The organism is Streptomyces sp. NPDC043685, assembly GCF_056436585.1.
This window is the reverse complement of sequence record NZ_JBWKCH010000006.1, coordinates 691,072-709,619: the sequence shown is the minus strand read 5'-3', so window position 1 is coordinate 709,619 and position 18,548 is coordinate 691,072. Positions and strand designations below refer to the sequence as shown.

Sequence of the window (18,548 nt, the reverse complement as noted above, 5' to 3'; positions counted from 1 at the left end):
TGCCGCCGCCCCTTCGCGGTGGCGGTTATCCCACGGTCGCGGGTTATTCCACGGTCGGGGTTATTCCACGGTCGCGGGCACGAGAGTCGCCTCACGTGCGGCGATCGCGCGGCCGAAAGCCCGGATCGTCAGCGGCAGCATGAGCGCACCGAAAGCGGTGAGCGCCACGGCCAGTATCAGGACGAGTTGTTGCGGTCCCAGGCCGGAACCGGAGCCGGCCACCAGAAGTCCCGCGATGGGCATGGCCAGCATATTGAGCAGATAGAACGGCCCCATCACCTTTCCGAGGTGTTCCTGGGGAAGGACCTGGATGCGCTGCGTCCGGTTGAAGACGTTGAAGTACGTCACTCCGACCATGGCCGCCACGAACGCCGGTCCGTACAGCAGCATGGAGGAGGCGAAGCCGATGAGCAGCAGACAGGAGCAGAGCAGGGCGAGGCCGAAGATCCCGAGCATCCGCACGTTGACGTAGCGGAGCAGGAACGGGATGACCAGGAGATTGACGATCCCCAGGATGCCGATACAGATGTTCAGCAGGGCGAACGAGGACTCCGGGGCGCCGAACACACCCGTGACGAGTGCGGCGTTGGCGGCGAGCACCACGGCGAAGACCAGGTTGATCGAGAAGTTGAGCGAGGCCAGCAGGACCAGCGGCCTGCTGCGGACCAGCAGGGACCAGCCCAGCCGGAGTTCGGCGACGATCTCCGCGGCTCCGCCGCTGCTGGGGGTGCGCTGCCCGCGCGGCAGCGGCAGCCAGCAGGCAGCGGCGATGGCGAAGACCGCCGCGGCCGCGCCGAGCAGCCAGACCTTGTCGATGAAGGCCGCGCCCAGCATCGCCAGGGCGGGACCGACGGCCATCGCCGAGACCTCCATGCTCTGCACCAGGCCCTGGATCTTGGCCAGTTCGGCGTCCTTGGCCAGCTGGGGCACGACCTTCTCCACGGACATGCGCACCGGCGCCATCAGAAGCGAGAGCAGGGGCGCGGCCGTCATCAGGATGGGCGTCAGCAGGGAGGGCGCGGCCAGGCAGCCGACGAGGGCGCCGCACAGGACGACGGCCCGGCTCGTCGTGACGACGGAGAACAGCCGCGCCCCGCCGTCACGGTCGGCGAGGAGACCGGCGAAGGGGTACGCGAGGAGGGCCGGGAGCCACTCGATCGCGTAGGCGAGGCCGAGGGCCGACACCTCCTTGGTGTCCTGGAAGATGAGCAGCGGGAGGGCGAACATCACCATCTGCTCGGCGACGACGCTGAGAAGGACACCGCCGGCGAAGAGCCGTTGGTGCAGCTTGGATCGTGTGGTCATAAGCTCGATCGCTCCCTTGTGCTCGGCCGGGGACGGCCCCGCCCGAGACTCCTCACTGCGACACCGGAACGGTCTCGATGTGGAATCCGGCGATGATCTTCCGGATGTCCTCCTCGACGGCCGGCTCGTCGCCGGTGAAGATGAACCGCCCGCTGTGCACCGCGTCATAGCTGCCGCCGGGCTCCATCACCTCGCCCGGTGTGGGCACCAACTCCCGCCAGATCGTGGCGAAGTCGTCGCGCATGGAGGTCACCGAGACGACCTCGGCCGGCAGTCCGGCGGGCTTGGGGATGATCAGCCAGCCGCCGGACGGGTCGCCCGTCTGCGGCGGGACCGTCGCCCGGCCCTCGCACAGGGCATCCAGCCAGAGCTCGAAGAGGTTGACCCCGAAGACCTTGTCCATGAGGTACGGCACCTCGGCCCCGCCGATGCGGCCCGCGATCTCCAGGAACACCAGGTCCCCGTCGGGCGTGACGAAGAGTTCCAGGTGGAACGGCATGGAGGTCATGCCCAGACCCGACACGCAGCGCCGGGCGAAGTCGTGCACCCGGGTGCGCAGTGGACAGTCCTGGACGACGACCGAGCCGAGCGGCTGCCCGCCGGCCTCGAAGGCCAGACAGTCGTTGATGTAGCGGGACACCGCCATGAACGGGATGCCCGCGTCCTCGTCCGCGAACCCGTCGACGTGGTAGATCGCGCCTTCGACGAACTCCTCGAGCTCGTAGTCGCCGAGGTCGACCTCCGACAGCAGCGCGGTGAGCGCGGCCTCGTCCTCGACCCGGTGCACGCCCATGCTCGCGGCGCCCGACACCGGCTTGAGGATCAGCGGGAAGCCCGTGGCGCGGGCGAACTCCAGCGCGGACTCGGCGCTCTCGCAGGCGTCGAAGCGGGGCACGCGGACGCCCGCCTCGGCGACGAGCTCCTTCATCCGCAGCTTGTTGCGGTAGGACGCGACGTCCTCCGGGCGGGGCCCGGGGATGTCGAGTGCCTCGCGGACCTCGGCCGCGATGCCGAGGGTGAACTCGGAGACGGCGATCAGCCGGTCGACCGGGCCGACCTCGTCCGCGACCTTGCGGACCGCGTCGCGCAGCGCCTCGAAGTCGTTGACGTCCTCGATCTGGACCATGCTCGCGATCCGCTCGGGAGCGGCGAGGACCCCGGTGGCGCCGACCGCGTCGACGACGTAGCTGACGCGGTGCCGCTCATGGTCGATGAGTTCCTCGAAGCGGCCCATCGAGAAGTCCCAGCGGGGCCCTTCCGTGAACCGCGGCCAGCGGTTGACGACGACGATGTGCATGGTCACTCCTCCGTCGCCGCGGGAACCGTCTTGATGGACAGGGTTCGCCGGACGAACTCGATGGCTTGTTCCAGTTCCTCGCGCGAGTCCGCGGCGAGCACCGCGTACCCGGTGCGCTGCAGGGAGGACGAGGTCCGCTGGACGGTGTCGCCGGTCTTCACCTTGGCGGTGGCGTCCACGACGGCGGGGTGCGCGCGGACCTCGTCGAGACCGTCGACGGCGATCACCTCGCCGGGGTCGGAGACCACGAAGATGCTGGCCGAGAACTTCACCGGGCCCTCGGGCGGCGGCGGCAGCTCGTCACCGACGACGAGCCGCAGCACCAGCTCGAACCAGTCCATCCCGTACGCCAGGGAGCACAGCTCCATGATGTAGTCGCCGGGTGTGCGGACCGCGACCTCCATCACGGAGGGGCCGGAGCTCGTCATCCGGAACTCCAGGTGCACGATGCCGGTGCGCATCCCGATGGCGGCGATGACGGACCGGCCCAGTTCGGCGACCTGCTCGGCCTCGGCGGGCGGCAGGGACACCGCCGCCCGGTGCTCCAGTTCGACGAAGTTGGGGGCGCCCGTGGTGGTCTTGGCGGTCAGGTTCGCGAACCAGACCTCGCCGTCGCGGACCAGCGCCTCCCAGCTGTACTCGGGGCCCTCGACGGCGGTCTCCACCAGCAGCGGCCGCTCCGAGGCGCGTCGTGACGCCGCGGCGTCGAAGGCGGCGGCGTCGGCGACGAGTTCGACGCCGTCGCTGCCGGCCGACGACAGCGGCTTGATCACCACGGGGAGGCGGGCCTTGGCCCACTCGGCCGCCCCGGCCAATTCGTTGGTGAGGAGGTAGTCGGGCTGGCCGATCCCGTGGGCGCGGAAGCGCCCGCGCTGCAGTGCCTTGTTCCGCGAGACGACGGCCGCCCCCAGGGACGGTCCGGGCAGCCCGTGGGTCTCCTGGGCCAGGGCGGCGCCCAGGACGTGGCACTCGGTGAAGCCGAAGATCCCGGCCGGGCGGCTGCGCAGGGCGGCGGCGTGGGCGGTCTCCGCCCACAGCTCGTCCAGCGAGCCGTACTGGCCCTGGCTCGGCTCGACGGCGTCGACCAGGCCCTCGATGCCGGCGGCCCAGTCCTGCGATTCGATACCGCGGACCCGCAGGCCCAGCCGGCGGGCGGCCGCCACGTACGGGCGGCCCATGATCCCGACGCCGACGAGCAGCAGTTCGCGCTCTTCCCGCGCGCTCATGACTCCTGCTCCTCGAGACGACGGATCAGGGGAGCGACGTGGGTGAAGAAGTTCCGCATCTCGTCACGGGTCGGCCAGCCGGAGAAGATGAACTCGCTGATGCCCGCGGCCTTGTAGCTGTGGATGTAGCGGGCGACTTCCTCGTGGCTGCCCACGATGCACAGTGCCGGACCGCCGCGGTAGGCCACGGCACCGGTCCAGATGTAGGGCGAGAGCCACTCGTCCTCGGCGCTTTCCGCCAGCTGGTACGAGGACTTCACCGCCTCGGAGTCGGTGGTGTTCACCCACTGGCGGATCCACGCCGTGTGGTCCTCGTCGGGGTTGCGCATGAGGTTGGCGAGCTCCGCGACCGCCTCCTCGCGTGTGTCGCGGGACAGCACGTGCATACGGGTGCCCACGCGGCGGCCGGCGTCGAGGAGCGGCTTGCTCGCCCTGGCCATGCCCTCGGGGGTGTCGCCGTAGCGCAGCCAGCAATCGCCGGAGGCGATCGCCGTCTGCTGGGCGACGGCGGAGGCGCCGCTGATGTAGATCTCCGGGCAGCCACCGCCCTTGTGGCCGAGGCCGAGCGAGGCGTCCTTGAGCGTATAGTGCTGCCCGTCGTAGCTCATGGGCGACTCGCCCTCCCAGAGGCCGCGGATGACCTCGAGGAACTCGTTGCACCGGGCGTAGCGCTCGTCATGGCTGAGGAAATCGCCGTAACCGGCCTGCTCCGCCGGGGAGATGCCGGAGACGATGTTGAGGGACATGCGCCCGTCCGTCATCCAGGACAGGGTGTTGACGACCTGCGCGAACAAGGTCGGCGACATAAGGCCCGGGCGGTAGGCCAGCATGAACTTGACGCGGTCCGTCACCTGCGAGAGGGCGCCGAGCACCGGCAGCGGGTCGGGCAGGTAGTTGGAGATGCCGAACAGCAGGCTGTCGACGCCGAGTTGCTCGGCTTCCTGGACGAAGTCTCTGACCTCGCCCATGTCCAGCTTGCCGATCTTGTACGTGTCCGTGGGCGTGGCCTGTCCCGTGTCGGGCGGCGAGCACCAGTGGAGGCGGAGGGGTTCCATCGTGTTTTTCCTTCGGTTGTGGGGCACCGGGCAGCGTTGACGTGTCAGGCGCCGAGCACGCGGACTCGGTCCCCGATCTCGGACCAGCGCTCGTGGGCCTCTTCGGGGGAGTCGGCGGTGAAGACGACGGCGGCGATCCGGCAGCTGTAGTCGGCCTCGTCCGTCTTGATTCCGGCGCCGGGCTCGACAAGGACGTGGCTGGCCACCACCCAGGGTTCGGCGGCGAGTTCGGTCCAGCCGTCGAGTCGCGTGTACGAACCCGCGCCGCCGGCCGTCAGGAAGCGGATGCCGGCCGCCTTGGCGACGGGCTCGCGGTACGCCCCCGAGCCCTCCGGGTCGGCGCCGGTGATGTCCGCGAGGACCTTGCCCGGCAGCCTGAGGCCGGTGGCCATCTCCATCAGCTCGGTGATCTTGTCGCCGGGCAGCCGCGCAGCCACCTCCATGAGGACCGGGCGGTTGTCACTGAGGCGCAGTTCGCAGTGGAACGGGCCGGTCGTGATGCCCACGGCCTCGACGACGCGTGTGGCGTACGACGCCAGTTCGTGGCGCGTGGCCTCGTCCAGCGGGGCGGGCGTGAGGTGTCCGAGTTCCAGGAACCGGGGCTCGGGGCCGAGCAGCTTCCGGGTCACCGCGACGACGACCACTTCTCCGTCGCGCACATATCCGTCGGCGCTGTACTCCGTACCGGGCACGTATTGCTCGAGGATCGCGTCGCGGGTGAGCTCGCGGTCGAATTCGAGCCCTTCCTCGGCGTGCATCGCGGCCAGCGCCACGCGCGCCTCCTCGATGCTGTCGACACGCGAGACGTGGACGCTGCCGCCGGAATCGACGGGCTTGATGACGGCGGGGAATCCGACGTGCGCGCAGGCCTCTTCGAGGTCCGCGGGTGCGCTCACGACCACGAACCTGGGCACTTCCAGGCCGGCGTCGGCCACTGCTTGGCGCATTTTCCCCTTGTGCCGCACCTGATCGACAGCTGTGGGGGTCAGGGCGGGCAGTCCGAGACGCGCTGACAATTGCGCGGCACCGGGTACGTAGTATTCACCTCCGGCCACCACGGCATGAATCGCGTTTCGCTCATGGGATTCAACGACAGCGGCCTCTAGGGCGGTTTTGTCATTGGTGTCCACCGTGATTATCTCGGTGGTAAGCGAGCGTACCGCGTCGGCGATTACGCGGCCCCCTTTCTCATAGGAGGCGACGACGACATCCCAGCCTATGGAACGGGCATGCGCGACATAGGCGTTCGCTGAGAACGCCGGCTGCACCACTAGGACACGATAAGACACAGAAGTTCCTCGAAATCTCGCTCTGAGGTCGGCGATGGTTCATCTGGAGAGCACTCGGACCGCGTCACGGCATGGCGAATCGGGCCACCGGGCCATGGCATGAGTGATGCCAGGAGCCGCGATAGGCCGTGAACGCCACAGTGGTCAATAGAAGTTGACGGGTGAACTTCCGCGCGAGATCCGCGGGTCACTCAGCTGTGGAATCACCTCAGACAGGGCCCATCAGGCACACCAAATCCCAAGGTGGAAAGAAGAACACAAGCAGCCGCCCCCCGCGTAACCACCAGCCGAAAAATTTCCCCGCAATGATCAAGATCTTAGGCGACGGCACGGTTCGGGGTCAACCATTTTCGAATCTCAGTTCATCTGCGGCGACTGGCACCCCTATGTCCGTTTTGACAAAACCTGATCGCCATTCACCGCTCGCGCCATTTCTTCCTTTGTCACGAGGACGTGAGCGGCATGTGTACGCAGCCGGTTCTCCACCGGCCGGAAAGCGAAAAAGGCACGCAGCGTGACGTCGTTGCGAGGTAACCGTGCCCGGATGACACGACCGCTGCGGTTTCGCTGTCTGCCCTGTTCAGTGGCTTGTGGGGGCGAAGAGGAATGCGGGTGGCGCAGGGGGGTCGGCCGTGGGGCTGGCGCTGGAGCCGGATACGGAGAGTGCGCACGGGGCTACCGGCATCAACGTCGCTCCCGTGGCGATCCACGGCGTGCGGCTGTCGTGTGCCGCCCTGAGTGCTACCGCTTCCTGCGTCAGCAACGCCCGGGGCCGGAGGCCGAGATGGAGGTAAAGGTCGTCCTGATCACGGCGGCGACTCGACAGTTCGGCGCCGATGGGCCGGGTCACCCAGCCCGAGGTGATAGCCCCCGCGTACGTGTATCTGGCCTCCGCGGCGGATGTCTCAGAGGCCGTCACATGACGAGGCCGCACCGGGATTGTTCCGGTGCGGCCTCGTCATGTGACGGCCTCAGGACTCGTCGCGCACGTCGTCCGGGCTGAGTCCGGCTTCCTCCAGTGCCTCCCGCATGGTGCGGCCGGTGGCACCGTCGCCGGGCGTCTCGACGACCTCGTCGGTGGACGTCGTCTTCGGGCGGTTCTCCTCGGGTACGGTCACGACTTCTCCGGGATCGTTCGTACGGTGGGCTCAGGCCGGGTGGTCCGGCTGCTGCTCGGGAGGCGTACCGCCGCCTTCCCCGCCGCCCTTGTCACCGCGGTCCGTGCCATGCGCGTGGCCGCCGCTTCCGGGGCCCGGCTGTGCCGCCTTGCGGGCCTGGCTGTCCTGCGGGGTGCCCGCTCCCTTGTCACTGCGCCGCAGTTCCGGCTGTTGCGGATTCGACATCGGCTCTCCTCCTTGCTCGACCTGCGCGCCGAAACGCTTGCCGCGTAGACGGGTGACTCACGGGTCGCACCCCAAACGTTCAACGGAGACATTCACCCCGCCCGTCCCGGTGGCACCGCGGCACCGCGCTGCGTCCTCTGTCCACTGTCCACTGGCCGCTAGGCGAGCGTTCGGATGATCATGCCGCTGCGCGGCCGCGTGGGGATGCGGTCCAGGGGGATGGTCAGGTCCTGCGGCGGTACCTCGTAGGGAAGGTCGGCCAGGCGACGGGAGAGCGTCTCCAGGACGCCCACGGCCAGGGCCTCGCCCGGGCAGCGGTGTCCGGTGTGTGGGTCCGCGCCGCCTTGCGGGATCAGTTCGTCCCGGCCGGGCGGATGGTCGAGGAACCTCTCGGGGCGGAAGGAGTACGGGTCCTTCCACAGGCGTTCGTCGTGGTTCTGCCCGTGGACGTCCAGCAGGACGAGCCCGCCGGCCGGGACGTGACGGCCCTGCCAGGTCAGGTCGGTGACGGCCCGGCCGCCCAGGAAGGGGGCGAAGGGGTAGAAGCGACGGACCTCGTGGGCGAACGCCGTGGCGAACCCGGCCTCGCCCTCGCGGAGCCGCTCCCCGTGTTCGGGCCAGCGGTGCAGGGCGTGTGCCGCGAAGGTCACGAACCAGGTCAGGGCCGTGGTGGGGCGGATGACGTTGAGCAGCTCCACCGCCGCGATCCGGGGCGTCAGCTCGGCACCGTCCGCGTCACGGTGGCGGCAGACCCGGTCCAGCACGGAACCGGCCGGGGCCCGGACCGTCCCGGACCTCACGTCGCCGACGAGATCGGCGAACCGCTGTTCCTGGCGGGCCCGCGCTCGTCTGGCCCGCCAGTGCCGGGCGCCCGCCGTGGCGAATCCGTCCACCATGGCCAGCAGGTCGCGCCCCAGTTGCTCCTCCTCGTCCTCGGCGAGGGAGACGCCCGCCCAGCGGCAGACACCGCGGGTGATCACCCGGCCGACGGCGTTGAAGAGCACCACGCTCGGCTGCTGCCGCCAGCGCGGTACGGCCTCGTCCCAGGCGGTGGCGATGTGCTCCGCCGAGCCCGTCACGGCGTCCGTCTCCAGCAGGGGCAGGAAGAACGACTTGCGCTGCCGGTGGGCTTCGCCGTCGAGGGTGTGGACCGCGCCGTGGCCGAAGAGGGTGCTCAGGACCGGGCCGGGCAGTGCGCCGTGACGGCGGACGTGACGCTCGTCGTAGAAGAACCGGACCGCCTCGGGGCCCCGCACGGCCAGGGCCGGGCGCCCGAGGACGCGAAAGCCGAGCGCGGTGTCGTCCTCGGCGCGCATCAGGTCGGGCAGCCAGGCATAGCCCTCGGTCAGGAGGGCCAGGGACTCGGGTACCAGTCGGTGGGGACTCATGTGCCTGGAGTGCCCCCGACGGCTTTCCCGACACCGGCACGGTGCGCCGGCCAGACGGCCGTCACGCCGTCGATTCCGCCGCCCGGGCCCCCTCACCCAGCTCTTGCGGTCGCCCTCGCCTCAGCCCTGCGGGTGCCCGTGGACGTCAGAGGTCGCTCGGCAGGCCCAGGCCGGTGAGGGCGCCGACCGGGTCCAGGTCGGGGGTGCCGCGGGGCCACCAGTCGTCGTGGCCCGGCTCGGACTCGTAGGCGTACCAGAGACCATCGCGGCCGAGGCGGAGCTGCACGTGGCCCCGGGGGTGGGTGAGGTGGTTGCGCCAGGGCCGGAAGGCGGGCAGGTCGGCGGCGAGGAGCAGGGGCCGGGCCCGGTCGAACCGGCCGGCTGGCGGGTCCCACGGCTCCTCCAGCACGGCGAGGCCCTCCAACCCGCCCTGACGCCAGGCGGCGACCGCCCGGGCCAGCTCGGACGAGGTGCGGCCCGCCGCTTCGGCGAGGGACGCGTACAGCGCCCGGGTGCCCGCGGTGAGCCCCGCCCCCGGGCGGGCCGCGGCCAGACGGACCGCGTCCTGCCAGAAGGTCAGCTGTCCCACCGGGTCGAGGCCGGTGCTGAGCAGGGCGTGGGCGCGGGCGGCGGCGTCCGTGGCCAGCTGGTCCAGGGCGAAGGGGTCCGGGCCGCCGGGGGCCGCCGGATAGGCCGGGGGCTGCTCGGGATGCGCGGGCGGAGGCAGTGGTGCGGGCAGGGGCGGGTGGGCGGGCGACGCGAGCACGTCGGCGGCCCGCACGCCGGGCAGGGGCGCCGGGCCCCTGTCCTGCGCGGCCCGGGCGGCGCGGGTGGCGCTCAGCCGGGACAGCGCGTCGAGCAGTTCCCGCTCGCCCCGGCCACGCAGCAGGAGCAGCACGAAGGGATCGGCGTCGAGCAGCCGGGCGGTCTGGTAGCACAGGGCCGCCGCGTGCTTGCAGGGGTGTCCGCGGTCGGGGCAGCTGCACCGGGGCTCCAGATCGCCCGGCCCGGGCAGCAGCGGCACGCCGCAGTCCGCGAGCGACTGGGGCATCTCCTTGTCGAGCAGCGCCGCGATGTGCCCGGGACGGTCGGCGGCGGCGTCCAGGAAACGGTCCCAGTCGGTGTCGTCGAGCGTGCGCAGACGGACCTGGACGCGGTAGGGGCGGGGCCGGCTGCCCTGGACGTAGGCCAGCACCAGGCCGGGTGTCACCGTGATGGCGTCGACATGTCCCTGCCCGGCGTACCCCCGCCCGCGCTCCAGCCGCTTCACGTCCAGCGCGCCCTGCTCCAGAGCGCTCACCCAGGCGTTTCCCCACCAGCTCTCGGCGAAGCGGTCGCCGCCGCGGGGCGGGAAGGGCGGGAAGGTGCGGCGGAGTTCGCTGTCACGGGTCGGGGCGGCCATGGAGCGGGGGGACCGAGGGGGGCGAGGGCTTCGGGTGGCGGCGGCCGGGGACGGGGCGTGGGCCGGGTCCGAGTCCGGGTCCGGGTCCGGGGCTGCCGGGTCACCGGGGTGCGGGCCGGGTTCCGGGGCCCGGGGTGCCGGGCGGCTGGACCCGGTCGGAGCGGCGTGGGGCGCGGGCGGAAGTTCTGCGTTCTCGGTGCTGGGTGCGCTGTCCCGCGTATGCGCGCCGGGCGCGGCGGGCCCGTGCAGCAGGCCGGTCGTGCGAGGCGACCGGCCCTCGTCCTGCCCGGGCGTCTGTTCGCCGTCGTCCGGAGTCGTGTCCGGGGGGCTCGGCATGCGGAACGCGTCGGAGAGCAGCTGACGTACGTCACGCACGCCGCCGCCCGGGGCGTCCGCACTCGCCCGTCGCACAGCCGCCGTCCTTTCGTCCACGGCACTCTGCCGGGCCCGGCGCCTGCGGCGGGCACCTTCCCTTTCGGTCTCCTCCCGGGCCCGTCGCGCGTCGTCCCGCGCCGCGCGCAGCGCCTCTCGTGCGACGTCCGCGGGGCGCTGCCCGGTACCCGGCCGGTCGGCGAACCCTACGGGGGCGGCACCGGCCGGGGTGGGCCCTGCCGGGGCGCCCGGCAGCGGGTCACCGGATGTCTCCGGCTCCGGTGACGCGACGGCCGGGGTGTCGTCCGGCGCGCTTACGGTCAGGGGGGCGGCGGGCTCCGGCGCACCGGCGCTGCGGGGTACGGCAGCGGCCTCTGGCGCATTGACGGTGTGGGGCTCGGAGTCGCCATCCGCCGCACCAGTACTGCGGGGCGCACCGGCAGAACCCGGCTCACTGACCGTGCGGGGCTCAAAGCCGCCCTCCGACGCACCAGCGGCGCGGGGCACACCAGCAGCACCGGCACTGCGGAGCGAAGCGGCGGATTCCGACGCACCGGCACTGCGGGACACACCAGCAGAACCGGACGCATCGGCATCACGGAGCGCACCCGCAGACGCCGACCCACTGACCGTGCGGGGCACGGAGCCGCCCTCCGACGCAGCGGTCTCGTCGGGGGTAGCCGAGTCGTCCAGCGCGTCGGCGACCTCGGCGGTATCGGAGCCGTGCGGCGCACCGGGCACCTCACGTCCGCCCTGATTTCCCTGGCCTTCGACGTCCTCGGCCTCCGGCCCGTCGACCGGCCAGGGGGCATCGACCGCCTCGGGCCGGACCTCCCCCGCGTCGGCGTCCTGCCGGTCGGCAGCCTCTGCCGCGTCTGCCGCCTCGTCCGCCTCCTCCGACGGGTCCGTCAGCCCCGTCTGCTCGGACATCGCTCTGCGCAGCGCCTCGCGTGCCACGTCCGCCGGCCTGGGCGCCTCCTGGCCGGCGGCTCGGGCGGCTCCGTCGGCCGGGGACGGGTCCGGGGCGGCCGGGTCCCGGGCCGCCCGTTCCCTGGCCTCCCGCAGCGCGCGGCGGGCCTCGTCGGCCGGGCGGGATGTCATGCGGGCCTCCGCAGGGAGACCAGGTCGGACAGCTCGCGGTCCGTCAGTTCGGTGAGGGAGGATTCGCCGGAGCCGAGGACGGCGTCGGCGAGGGCCCGCTTGGACTGGAGCATCTCGGCGATGCGGTCCTCGACCGTGCCCTCGGCGATGAGGCGGTGCACCTGCACCGGCTGGGTTTGGCCGATGCGGTAGGCGCGGTCGGTGGCCTGTTCCTCGACGGCCGGGTTCCACCAGCGGTCGACGTGCACGACATGGCCCGCGCGGGTGAGGTTCAGGCCGGTGCCCGCGGCCTTGAGCGACAGCACCAGGACCGGCGTCGAACCCGCCTGGAAGCGGTCGACCATGCGCTCCCGCTCGGGAACCGGGGTGCCGCCGTGCAGGAGGTCGACCGGGACCGCGCGGCCGGTCAGGTGGGAGGTGATCAGGCGGGCCATCCCGACGTACTGGGTGAACACCAGGGCGGACCCGTCCTCCGCCAGCACCGTGTCCAGCAGCTCGTCCAGCAGGGCGAGTTTGCCGGAGCGGGCGGCGAGCCGGTCGCCGGCGGCCGGGGTGTGCTCCTCCTTAAGGAACAGCGCCGGGTGGTCGCAGATCTGCTTGAGCGAGGTGAGCAGCTTGAGCACCAGGCCCCGGCGCGGCATGCCCTCGGCCGTCTCGATGGCGAGCATCGACTCCCGGACCACCGCCTCGTACAGCGCGGCCTGTTCGCGGGTGAGCGGGACGGGATGGTCGGTCTCCGTCTTGGGCGGCAGCTCCGGCACGATGCCCGGGTCGGACTTCTTGCGGCGCAGCAGGAACGGCCGGACCAGCCGGGCCAGGCGCTCCACCGCCTCTTCGTCCTCGCCGTTCTCCACGGCACGCGCGTGCCGGGCGCGGAAGGACTTCAGCGGGCCGAGGAGGCCCGGGGTGGTCCAGTCGAGCAGGGCCCACAGCTCCGAGAGGTTGTTCTCGACGGGTGTGCCGGTCAGGGCCACGCGCGCGGGGGCCGGGATGGTGCGCAACGCCTTGGCGGTGGCCGAGTAGGGGTTCTTGACGTGCTGCGCCTCGTCGGCGACGACCATGCCCCAGCCGCGCTCGGCCAGGGCGGGGGCCGCCGAGCGCATGGTGCCGTACGTGGTGAGGACGAAACCGCCGTCCAGGTCGTCGAGGCTGCGGTCCGGGCCGTGGAAGCGGCGGACCGGTGTGCCGGGGGCGAAGCGGGTGATCTCCCGCTGCCAGTTGCCCAGCAGGGAGGCCGGGCAGACGACCAGGGTCGGCTCGCGGCGGGAGCGCTTGAGGTGCAGGGCGATGAGGGTGACGGTCTTGCCGAGGCCCATGTCGTCGGCGAGGCAGCCGCCGAGGCCGAGGGAGGTCATCAGGTCGAGCCAGGCCAGGCCCCGGAGCTGGTAGTCGCGCAGGGTGGCCCGCAGGCCCGGGGGCGGCTCGGCGGGGCGGATGCCGGCGGTCAGGCGGTCGCGCAGGGCGGCCAGGGCTCCGGCCGGTACGGCCTCGACCGTCTCGCCGTCCACCTCGGCGGTGCCGGTGAGGGCGACGGACAGCGCGTCGACCGGGTCGAGCAGGCCCAGGTCCCGTTTGCGGGCCTTGCGGACGAGGGCCGGGTCGACCAGCACCCACTGGTCGCGCAGCCGGACGACCGGGCGGTGGGCCTCGGCCAGGGCGTCCATCTCGCTGTCGGTGAGCGGGTCGCCGCCGAGTGCGAGCTGCCAGCGGAACTGGAGGAGGTCCTCGCTCTCGAAGAAGCCGGTGCCGTCGGTCGCCGAGCCGGGGGCCGGACGCACCACCGCCGCGGCGGACAGGTCCTGGGCGAGGTCCCGGGGCCAGTGCACGGCGACCCCGGCGGCGGCGAGCCGGGTCGCCGCGACGCCGAGCAGGTCGCTCAGCTCGTCCTCGGACAGGGCCAGCACATCGGGCACGTCCTGGTCGGCGAGCCGGTCCAGCGGGGGCCAGACCCGGGCCGCCCGGCGGACGGCGAGGGCCGCGTCCACGCGGGCGCGGGGCCCGAACGTGTCGTCGGCCGCGCCTGCCCACAGGGCCGCCGCGTCGGTCACGAGTGTGGGGTCGGCGAGGCTGTGCACCTGGACGATCGCGGCTCCGGCGCTGCGGGCGGCGTCGTCGGAGGCGCCGTCGAACAGGTCGTAGGCCGACAGGTCGAGGCGGAGCGAGATCCGCACGCCGGCGTCCATCCCGGCGGCGACCTCGGCGGCCCAGTCGTGGGCGGTGGGCAGGTGCTGGGCCGGGCGGGCCGCGAAGGGCCGGCCGGAGGCGTGGGGCGCCGCCGGGGTGCGGGGCAGGGTGTCGGCGACCGCGTCCAGGAAGGCGCGCACCAGCGCTTCCGGTTCGGGCAGCCGGATCGGCCCCGGGCCGGGAAGCGGGACGGCGTGTCCCTCGGGGGGCAGGGCGGCGGCCACCGCGCGCAGGTGTGCGATGTCGTCCGGGTCGAGGGGGCCGGCGCGCCAGGCGTCGTGGCCCGTGGCGGTCAGGCCGGGCAGCAGCCGGCCGCGGGCGGTCAGCCGCAGGGCGTGCAGGGCGGCCGCGCCCCAGCAGGCCGTGGCCGGATGGGCCGCGGGGTCGTGCCGGGCGCGGACGAGGAGCGGCAGGGCGGCGTCCAGCGGGAGGGTCAGGGCGGGGGTGGTGCGCCGCCGGACTCCGCGAGCGCCGTGCCGTCGGACGACGGTCAGCTCGGTGTCCTCGGCGGGCAGGGGCTCACCCTGGGGGTCCCAGAAGGCGATGCGCCCCTCGCGCGGCAGGGGCGCGGGCAGGAAGACGGCCGGCAGCCGGACCGGGACCCGCGCGGCCGCCGCGTCGGATGAGTCCGGTGATTCCGGAGCCCGATCGATCGTCGGAGCCGTCTCTCGCATACGTCCTGCCACCTCCCGCCCTGCGTGTCGGATCAGTCGTCTCCGACTCTACGGGCGGGGTCCGACAATCAGCTCCGGCGGCGGCTCAGGGCACGGTCCGGGACACCACGTACACCCAGGGATACGCCGGGTTGGAGAGGTCCACGACCACGTCGTGGGTGGGGGCGGGGTTCTTCTGCCGGTGGACGAAGCCGTACCAGGAGTCGGTCGTGGCGAACTTCCAGCCGGTGATCTTCCGGTCGCGGGCGCCGATGGTGACGTCGCCCCGCTTCAGGTCCGCACGGGTCACGCCCAGGCCGGTCAGGTAGGCGTCCAGGCCGGCCGCGTTGGTCTCGAACTGGGTGTAGAGGCGGCTGGTCTTCCAGTTGTTGGTCTCGTAGTACGCCACGTGCCAGGCCGGGTGCGGGACGGGCACCTGGTAGATCCGGCGCTGGAGCTTGGAGGGCCAGCCCGCGGTCAGGCCGGTCGCCGAGTACTTGGCCTCCTTGTCCTTGCCGCTGTCACGGCTCTGGTTCGCGGAGATCACGAGGTAACCGGCCGGGACGCCGATGAGCAGCACGATGATCAGCAGGGTGAGGGCCCTGCGGCGGATCATGTGGCGACGGTCCTCGACCGGACGGTCCGGCCCGTCGGTCCAGGAGCCCTGGTGCGGCAGGGAGGCGGTCACAGCGTCTCCTGGCTGCTGCGCAATGACTGCGTGTACCGCTCGTAGCGCTCGTGGCGCTCCACGCGGCGGCGCTTGGCGCGGCGGAAGCGGCGCGCGACCAGCCGGGCGAGGTCGGCGGCGCCGACCATGCCGGCCTCGGGGCCGAGCTGGGCACGGACGATGCGGGCCTCGGGGCGGTAGCCGCGGCCGGTGAGGTGCCGCTTGAAGGCGTCCCGGGCGGGGCCGATGAGCAGGTCGTCGGCGGCCGAGACACCGCCGCCGATCACGAAGCAGGAGGGGTCCAGGGCGGCGGCGAGATTGGCGATGCCGACGCCGAGCCACTGGCCGATGTCCTGGAGCAGTTCGATGCACATGGCGTCGCCGTCACGGGCCAGCTCGGTGATCATCGGGCCGGTGATGTCGCCGATGCTGCCCTTGACGTGCTCGATGATCCCGTACGCGACGGGCGAGTCGGCGGCGGCCAGCTCGCGGGCCTCGCGGACCAGGGCGTTGCCGGAGCTGTACTGCTCCCAGCAGCCGCGGTTGCCGCAGGGGCAGCGGTGGCCGCCGGGCACGACCTGCATGTGGCCGAACTCGCCGGCGACGCCGTACTTGCCGCGCTTGACCTGGCCGTCCTCCAGGATCGCGCCGCCGATGCCGGTGCCGAGGGTGATCATGACCAGGTGGTCCTCGCCACGCCCGGCGCCGAAGCGCCACTCGGCCCAGGCGGCGGTGTTGGCGTCGTTGTCCACGAGGACCGGGACGGAGAGCCGGCCCGAGAGGCGGTCGCGCAGCGGTTCGTTGCGCCAGGACAGGTGCGGGGCGAACAGCACCCGGTTGCGGTCGGCGTCCACCCACCCGGCCGCGCCGATGCCGACGGCGTGCACGTCGTGCCGGTCGGAGAGGTCCAGGACCAGCTCGGCGATGGTGTCCTCGACGACCTTGGGGCTCTTGGACTTGTCCGGGGTCTCCGTGCGGAGCATCTCCAGGATGTTGCCGTCGGCGTCGACGACGCCCGCCATCACCTTCGTGCCGCCGATGTCGATGCCGACCGTGGGCACGCGGGGGGCCGTCAGATGTGAGCGGCGCTCCCGGGTGCCGACGGTGCGGAGCGCGGTGGCACGGCGGGAGCCGATGGGGGCGGTGAGGTCGCGGTAGGTGCTCATCGCCGCCGATTCTGCCTCACGGGGAGGCGGGGTGCGGAGCAGAGGGGTGGTGCGAATCGTCGCCGAGTGCGGGCCGGTGGGGGCTTGTCGCGCCGCTCCCCACGCCCCTCAGCAGCATGACCATCACGTCCGCACGAGCAACTGGAACTCGAACGAATAGCGCGTCGGGCGATAGGTGTGTGTGCCGTATTCCACTGCTCGACCGGTGTCGTCGAACGTCACCCGCTGCATGGTCAGCAGCGGCGCGCCCGTCTCCTCCGCCAGCCGCTCCGCCTCCTCCGTCGTCGCCGCCCGGGCGCCGATCGACTGACGGGCGCTGTGCAGGGTGATGCCCGCCGAGCGCATCAGACGGTAGAGGCCGGTCGTCTCCAGCTGGTCCGTGTCCAGGTCGATCAGGCCGGGGGGCAGGAAGTTGCAGAGGTGGGCCATGGGCTCGCCGTGGGCGAGGCGCAGCCGCTCGACGCGGTGCACGTCGCTGTCCTCGGCGACGCCGAGCGCGGCGGCGATCTCGGCCGTGGCGGGCACGAGGGTGTTGACGAGGACCTTGGTGGCCGGACGCTGGCCCGCCGCTTCCAGGTCGTCGTAGAGGCTGCTGAGCTCCAGCGGGCGTTTGACCTGGCTGTGCACGACCTGGGTGCCCACGCCGCGGCGGCGGACGAGGAGGCCCTTGTCGACGAGCGACTGGATGGCCTGGCGGACGGTCGGCCGGGACAGGCCGAGCCGGGCGGCGAGTTCGATCTCGTTGCCCAGCAGGCTGCCGGGGGTCAGCGTGCCGTGCTCGATGGCTGCTTCGAGCTGCTGGGACAGCTGGAAGTACAAGGGCACGGGGGAGCTGCGGTCCACGCTCAGCTCGAGCTGCACGGTCGGGTCCACTTCTGGTTTCGGCACGGGCCGAGCGTAGCTCCGTGCGTTGTTGACGGGAAGTCGTGTAGTCAGATTGTCCGGACATACGGATTGACAGCGGCGGACTGTGCCCGCACTTTGTTCTCATGCGCATCGGCGTCATCGGTACGGGCCGCCTCGGCACCATCCACGCGAACACGCTCAGCCGGCATCGCGACGTCGGCTCCCTGATTCTGACGGACGCGGACCCCGCCAGGGCCCAGGAACTGGCGCACCGGCTGGGCGAGACCGCCGCGCCCGGCGTGGAGGAGATCTACCGCTGGGGGGTCGACGCCGTGGTGATCACGACGGCGACGTCGGCCCACGCCGAACTGATCGGTCGGGCAGCACGCTCGGGCCTGCCGGTGTTCTGCGAGAAGCCCATCGCGCTGGATCTGCCGGGGACGTTGAGCGCGATCGCCGAGGTCGAGACGGCCGGGACGGTGCTCCAGATGGGCTTCCAGCGCCGGTTCGACGCGGGCTACACGGGGGCGCGCGAGGCCGTGCGCGACGGCAGGCTGGGGCGGCTGCACACCGTGCGCGCCCTGACCAGCGACCAGGCGCCGCCGGACGCCGCGTGGCTGCCGCTGTCCGGCGGGCTGTACCGGGACACTCTGATCCACGACTTCGACGTACTGCGCTGGGTGACCGGCCGGGAGGTGGTGGACGTCTACGCCGCCGGGTCCGACTCCGGCCCCAGGATGTTCCGGGAGGCGGGCGACGTCGACACCGCCGCCGCGCTCCTCACCCTGGACGACGGCACGCTCGCCACGCTCACCGCGACCCGGATGAACGGGGCCGGCTACGACGTGCGCATGGAGCTCGCCGGGGAGCGCGACCAGATCGTGGTCGGTCTGGACGACCGCACGCCGATCGCGTCCACCGAGCCGACCGGGCCACCGGCCGCGGACAAGCCGTGGACGGGCTTCCTGGAGCGGTTCGGGCCCGCCTACGAGGCGGAGCTGAACGCGTTCGTCGAGGTCGTCCGGGGCGAGCGGGCCAACCCCTGCGACGGGCGCGAGGCGTTGCAGGCGCTGCGGATCGCCGAGGCGTGCGAGCTGTCAAGGCGGGAGCGCAGGCCGGTACACCTCGCGGAGATCCCCGGCGGCCCCTCCCCCACGTTCCCCTGACGGAAGCCACGACCCCCACCCGCCCGGCGTGAGCTCCCCACTCACCGACCAAGAACCGAGTCCCCCTGCCGTCCTCTGCCGAAATGCC

At 72.3% G+C, this 18,548-nt stretch carries 14 protein-coding genes; 1 reads left to right on the top strand and 13 read right to left on the bottom strand.

Going from position 1 to position 18,548, the window contains the following annotated elements:
* Positions 1-60: 60 nt before the first annotated feature.
* The 13 genes from AC0665_RS23050 to AC0665_RS22990 all read right to left on the bottom strand — a co-directional run bounded on the left by AC0665_RS23050 (position 61) and on the right by AC0665_RS22990 (position 17,309).
* A complete protein-coding gene (locus AC0665_RS23050; protein WP_478705699.1) occupies positions 61-1,305 on the bottom strand; it encodes an MFS transporter in 1,245 nt (414 codons plus the stop codon).
* 52 nt (positions 1,306-1,357) lie between these two features.
* Complete coding sequence (locus AC0665_RS23045; RefSeq protein ID WP_468632000.1) at positions 1,358-2,602, bottom strand: ATP-grasp domain-containing protein; 1,245 nt, start codon at positions 2,600-2,602, stop codon at positions 1,358-1,360.
* A gap of 2 nt (positions 2,603-2,604) precedes the next feature.
* The gene (locus tag AC0665_RS23040) at positions 2,605-3,828 is read right to left on the bottom strand and encodes an ATP-grasp domain-containing protein (RefSeq protein WP_468403380.1); all 1,224 of its coding nucleotides are present in this window, start codon (positions 3,826-3,828) and stop codon (positions 2,605-2,607) included.
* The gene (locus AC0665_RS23035) at positions 3,825-4,883 is read right to left on the bottom strand and encodes an LLM class flavin-dependent oxidoreductase (RefSeq protein ID WP_478705698.1); all 1,059 of its coding nucleotides are present in this window, start codon (positions 4,881-4,883) and stop codon (positions 3,825-3,827) included. The genes AC0665_RS23040 and AC0665_RS23035 overlap by 4 nt, the downstream gene beginning before the upstream one ends.
* Before the next feature lie 44 nt (positions 4,884-4,927).
* Positions 4,928-6,154: an ATP-grasp domain-containing protein gene (locus tag AC0665_RS23030; protein WP_478705697.1), complete on the bottom strand. Its 1,227-nt coding sequence runs from the start codon at positions 6,152-6,154 to the stop codon at positions 4,928-4,930.
* Between the two features lie 989 nt (positions 6,155-7,143).
* Positions 7,144-7,290, bottom strand: coding sequence for a hypothetical protein (locus AC0665_RS23025; protein WP_478705696.1), 147 nt, complete (start codon positions 7,288-7,290; stop codon positions 7,144-7,146).
* 30 nt (positions 7,291-7,320) lie between these two features.
* Positions 7,321-7,515 (bottom strand): hypothetical protein, encoded by a 195-nt coding sequence (locus AC0665_RS23020; protein ID WP_363119200.1) that lies wholly within the window; start codon positions 7,513-7,515, stop codon positions 7,321-7,323.
* 158 nt (positions 7,516-7,673) lie between these two features.
* Positions 7,674-8,903 carry a cytochrome P450 gene (locus AC0665_RS23015; protein ID WP_478603716.1) on the bottom strand — a complete coding sequence of 410 codons (1,230 nt, stop codon included), beginning with the start codon at positions 8,901-8,903 and terminating at the stop codon, positions 7,674-7,676.
* A gap of 145 nt (positions 8,904-9,048) precedes the next feature.
* Positions 9,049-11,247 carry an SWIM zinc finger family protein gene (locus AC0665_RS23010; RefSeq protein ID WP_478705716.1) on the bottom strand — a complete coding sequence of 733 codons (2,199 nt, stop codon included), beginning with the start codon at positions 11,245-11,247 and terminating at the stop codon, positions 9,049-9,051.
* Between the two features lie 527 nt (positions 11,248-11,774).
* Complete coding sequence (locus AC0665_RS23005) at positions 11,775-14,636, bottom strand: DEAD/DEAH box helicase (RefSeq protein WP_478705695.1); 2,862 nt, start codon at positions 14,634-14,636, stop codon at positions 11,775-11,777.
* A gap of 85 nt (positions 14,637-14,721) precedes the next feature.
* Positions 14,722-15,303: a sugar kinase gene (locus AC0665_RS23000; RefSeq protein WP_363119197.1), complete on the bottom strand. Its 582-nt coding sequence runs from the start codon at positions 15,301-15,303 to the stop codon at positions 14,722-14,724.
* Positions 15,300-16,448: an ROK family glucokinase gene (locus AC0665_RS22995; protein ID WP_363119196.1), complete on the bottom strand. Its 1,149-nt coding sequence runs from the start codon at positions 16,446-16,448 to the stop codon at positions 15,300-15,302. Before AC0665_RS22995 ends, AC0665_RS23000 begins: the two co-directional genes overlap by 4 nt.
* A 123-nt stretch (positions 16,449-16,571) precedes the next feature.
* Complete coding sequence (locus AC0665_RS22990; protein ID WP_363119214.1) at positions 16,572-17,309, bottom strand: GntR family transcriptional regulator; 738 nt, start codon at positions 17,307-17,309, stop codon at positions 16,572-16,574.
* 128 nt (positions 17,310-17,437) lie between these two features.
* On the opposite strand from AC0665_RS22990, the gene AC0665_RS22985 reads away from it, so the two are divergent.
* A complete protein-coding gene (locus tag AC0665_RS22985; RefSeq protein WP_478603724.1) occupies positions 17,438-18,460 on the top strand; it encodes a Gfo/Idh/MocA family oxidoreductase in 1,023 nt (340 codons plus the stop codon).
* Positions 18,461-18,548 lie beyond the last annotated feature (88 nt).

Excerpts from the sequence above, each read along its gene's own strand:
- AC0665_RS23045 (WP_468632000.1), bottom strand. The coding sequence starts at position 2,602 with ATGCACATCGTCGTCGTCAACCGCTGGCCGCGGTTCACGGAAGGGCCC.
- AC0665_RS23040 (WP_468403380.1), bottom strand. The coding sequence starts at position 3,828 with ATGAGCGCGCGGGAAGAGCGCGAACTGCTGCTCGTCGGCGTCGGGATC.
- AC0665_RS23020 (WP_363119200.1), bottom strand. The coding sequence starts at position 7,515 with ATGTCGAATCCGCAACAGCCGGAACTGCGGCGCAGTGACAAGGGAGCG.
- AC0665_RS22995 (WP_363119196.1), bottom strand. The coding sequence starts at position 16,448 with ATGAGCACCTACCGCGACCTCACCGCCCCCATCGGCTCCCGCCGTGCC.
- AC0665_RS23035 (WP_478705698.1), bottom strand. The coding sequence starts at position 4,883 with ATGGAACCCCTCCGCCTCCACTGGTGCTCGCCGCCCGACACGGGACAG.
- AC0665_RS23050 (WP_478705699.1), bottom strand. The coding sequence starts at position 1,305 with ATGACCACACGATCCAAGCTGCACCAACGGCTCTTCGCCGGCGGTGTC.
- AC0665_RS23005 (WP_478705695.1), bottom strand. The coding sequence starts at position 14,636 with ATGCGAGAGACGGCTCCGACGATCGATCGGGCTCCGGAATCACCGGAC.
- AC0665_RS23015 (WP_478603716.1), bottom strand. The coding sequence starts at position 8,903 with ATGAGTCCCCACCGACTGGTACCCGAGTCCCTGGCCCTCCTGACCGAG.
- AC0665_RS22985 (WP_478603724.1), top strand. The coding sequence starts at position 17,438 with ATGCGCATCGGCGTCATCGGTACGGGCCGCCTCGGCACCATCCACGCG.